This is a genomic window from Arthrobacter sp. HMWF013 (assembly GCF_003061105.1).
Lineage (GTDB): Bacteria > Actinomycetota > Actinomycetes > Actinomycetales > Micrococcaceae > Arthrobacter.
Window position 1 is genome coordinate 1 of record NZ_QAIQ01000503.1, and the last position, 3,695, is coordinate 3,695.

The 3,695-nt window shown below is 65.0% G+C and carries 2 protein-coding genes; one reads left to right on the top strand and one right to left on the bottom strand.

Annotated features, from left to right (window positions below):
• Positions 1-117: 117 nt before the first annotated feature.
• On the bottom strand, positions 118-1,092 hold the full coding sequence (locus DBR22_RS17735) for a type IV toxin-antitoxin system AbiEi family antitoxin domain-containing protein (protein WP_108600106.1): 975 nt from the start codon (positions 1,090-1,092) through the stop codon (positions 118-120).
• A gap of 490 nt (positions 1,093-1,582) precedes the next feature.
• Between DBR22_RS17735 and DBR22_RS17740 the strand changes: the two genes are divergently transcribed.
• The coding region (locus tag DBR22_RS17740; protein ID WP_181365233.1) for a phytase at positions 1,583-3,695 on the top strand (2,113 nt) is incomplete at its 3' end.

Sequence of the window (3,695 nt, forward strand, 5' to 3'; positions counted from 1 at the left end):
AACTTAGCGCTGTCGCCGTGGTGGTGGCCGCTGCGCAGATTCGCTGACGATGCGCATATTCCGTGGCGATCCCTGGATAACGGGGGCGCCAGGGAAAGTGCGCGTCGAAGCTGTGGGTCACGGCCGGGTGCGCGAGTCGACAACGGCAGAACGCGCACGACGGCGCGGCACGCCCGCCGCTGCAAGCTTGCGTTCCAGCGCCCCCGGTTCCTTGAGATCGGCCCAGTCCCACCGCACCACGTTGAGGCCCGTGGCACGGATCCGGTTCTCTCGATTCTTTTCCGCCACGACGGCCTGCGACGGGGTCAGGCCATTGAGGTATTCGGCCTTGGCGTATTTCTCCTCACCGTCGAACTCGCCCACAACTTTGGCCTGCTTCCAGTAGAAGTCGGTGTAGCCCACCAGGCCGGCGGAGTCGAAAATTGCCTGCTGGAGGACCGGAGCTTCAAAGCCGGCCACATGGATCAGGGCGCGGCTTAACGACTCACCGGCCGAGCCCGAGGCAGGATCGGCAAACTCGATGGCCGCCCGGATCCTCCGCCCGGTAGCAGCGGAATATGACGATCCGATGCCAGCCTCCAATTCAGCCTTGGTCACGGCAGCCAGGCGCCTGGCCCGGTCACGCCGAAGCACATGGTCCAGAGGTGCCACAGCGCACGTGAAGGGCGTGAATGCCGCCAGGTCCAGGACGGTGCGGATTCGGTCCGTGACCAAGAGCCCCTCGCGCCGGACCACGTTCAGTCCCGCCCGCGCAGCGAAGTGGCGGCTGACTCCGGCACGTGACCGGCCGCCGTCGTTGTTCAACGTGAGGGCTTCGACGGGATGATGCAGGCCGATTGTGGGGATTCGCCACACGCTTGCGGCGGAGTGCCGGGCGAAGACCGTGGGTTTCTCGAACGTCTCGGCCGCTGCCTGGACGCGGAGGCGGTATTGCTCCCACGGCTTGAGTTCCCTCCACGCCTGTCCTTCCGTGTACACGCCATGCCGGACGCGGACCAGGGTGCCGGCCTTCACCCGCTTGGCTAGATCGTTCGGGGTCAGGCCGTGCAGGAGCCGCTCGCGGGACAAAAGCAGCGGGGGAAGATCGGTCATATACCGACGTTGCCAGCAGCATCGTCCCTGCGGGAGGGGGAGGTGCCGCTATGTGGACAAGTACGCTCGACGCGCCAGTTCGTTGACGACGCGCAGGTTCCTTGGCGCACCCCGTAACTGGGCCGCGCCGGGGAATGTGCGCGTCGAAGGGGAACGTGGGCATCGGTGGAGGCGGGGTGCGGGTCGGCAGTGGTGGGCTGCGGTCAGTACCTAAAATCCTGCGGTCGCTACCTAATATCCTGCGGGATTTAACGTAGGTATCCCCGTTGCCCCCATCGCACGCTGCCCATAGGCTGACTCCCTGTTCAGCACGAGAAGCATGCGGCAAGTCCGCGGTCAGGGCGTAGCCCGTAATTCAAAGTACTGGTCTCTTAGCTTCACCGTGATGGTGCAAAGCCGCACGGTTCCCACCACCCCGTCGTCGCCGCCGAATGTGCGGCATCAAGCTTTTGGGAGGCCAGATATGCCACACAAATCGAAGTTTGCAGCCATGCTTACAGTGGCTGGACTGCTCGCTGGACTACACATAGGACTCGCCGCTCCGGTGGCCAATGCGGCCGTGGCGCAGGTGAGCGCAACGGTCGAGACGGCCCCGATACCTGGAACACCGGATGCCGCAGACGATCCGGCCATCTGGATCCACCCCACCGACCCATCGAAGAGCACCATCATCGGCACGGACAAGAGCAGGGATGGGCGCGGCCTGGTCGTCTATGACCTGTCCGGACGGCAGCTGTTCTACTACCCCGATGGGCGGATGAACAATGTTGACGTCCGCTACAACTTCCCCCTCGGCAGCAGCCGCGTAGGCCTGGTCGGTGCCTCGAACCGGGAACGGAGCCTTGACTTCTACAAGGTCAACGATTCGGACGGCTCGCTGACGAAGGCTGGCAGCTTCTTACCCACCGCCAGCATCGGGACGCCCCGCGGGTTCTCCTTTTACCACTCCCCGGACACCGGCAAGTACTTCGTCTTCGTCACCGATGTCGGCAAAATGGAGCAGTGGGAACTTGACGGCTCCACCGGATCAGTGACCGGCAAGCTCGTGCGCAGCTGGACGGTGAGCGGTCCGGCCCACACCGAGGGCCTGGTAGCCGATGATGAGATGAAGCGGATCTACGTAGCGCAGGAGGACATCGGCGGAATCTGGCGCTACGGAGCCGAGCCCGGGGACCCGACAACCGGAACGAAAGTTGTGAGCACCATCGAGAACGGCGGCGACATCGTTCAGGACATCAAGGGCATCAGCATCTACTACGGGAGCGGGGGTGCCGGATACCTGCTGGCCGCGAGCCAGGGCTCCAATCGGTTCCACATCTATAGCCGCGATGACAACCGGCCGCTGGGCGCCTTCGCCATCCCGGCCGGGAACGGGATCGATGCTGTCACCGGTATGGACGGGATAGACGTCACCAATTTCGGCGTGGGTGGTCCATTCCCCCAGGGCTTCTTCGTTACGCAGGACACGTCCAACGAGGTGCGCCAGAACTTCAAGGTGGTGCCATGGCAATCCATCGCTGGCGCCTATTCGCCGGCTTTACTCGTGGATGCGGCCTACGACCCGCGCAAAATCGGGGCAGGGACCCCAGCTCCCCAACCACCGGACACGACGATCACGGGCAACCCGACCAACCCGACGACGTCCACAACGGCACAGTTCAGCTTCACTTCAACATCGGCCAGCGCGACCTTCAGCTGCTCGCTCGACTCGGCACCGTTCGCCACCTGCGTGAGCCCGATGTCGTACTCGGGGCTGGCCGCCGGGGCGCATACTTTCCGGGTCCGTGCTTCTGACCAGAACGGCGTTGACCCGTCTCCGGCCAGCTATACGTGGACCGTGGGCACCACGCCTCCACCGGGGGACACCACGCCACCGGAGACCACCATCACGTCGGGACCGCCGGCCACATCGACGTCCACCAGCGCGTCCTTTGCCTTCACCTCCAGTGAAGCCAACTCCACGTTCCAGTGCAGCCTGGATGGTGCGCCGCGCGTCGCCTGCACCTCGCCCCAGGCCTACACCGGGTTGGCGGCCGGGTCCCACGCCTTCAGTGTCTGGGCCACTGACGCAGCCGGCAACGCCGATGCCACAGCAGCCGCACAGACCTGGACTGTCAGCCCCAGCACCCCGGGCGGCGGCATCGTCCGCGAGTCGGTGAGCCAAGCCACCAACACCTCAGCGAGCACTACCCTCGCCATCCCCAAACCGGCCAACGTCGCCCAGGGGGATGTCCTCGTCAGCTGCATCGCCCTGAACGGCGGCACCATACCCCTGACAGGGGCACCGACAGGCTGGACACGGCTGGCCGCGGTGACCACCATCGCAAACCCGAAAGTCTATGGCTTCTACAAGGTGGCCACTGCGTCCGAGGCGGCGAGTTATTCCTGGACCACAACGTCCACGGCGAGCGGAGGGGCTATCGCGAGGTATTCCGGTGCCTCCGGGCCTGACGGCACTGCCACGTCCGCGTCCGGCGGGGCAGCATCCTCAGGGACAGTCCCCGCAGTTACTAGCACAACCGCGAACGCGATGCTGGTCGGCTGCATGAGTGTCAATTCCGGCTCGGTCACTCTTACCTCGCCGGCCGGGATGACACAGGCGG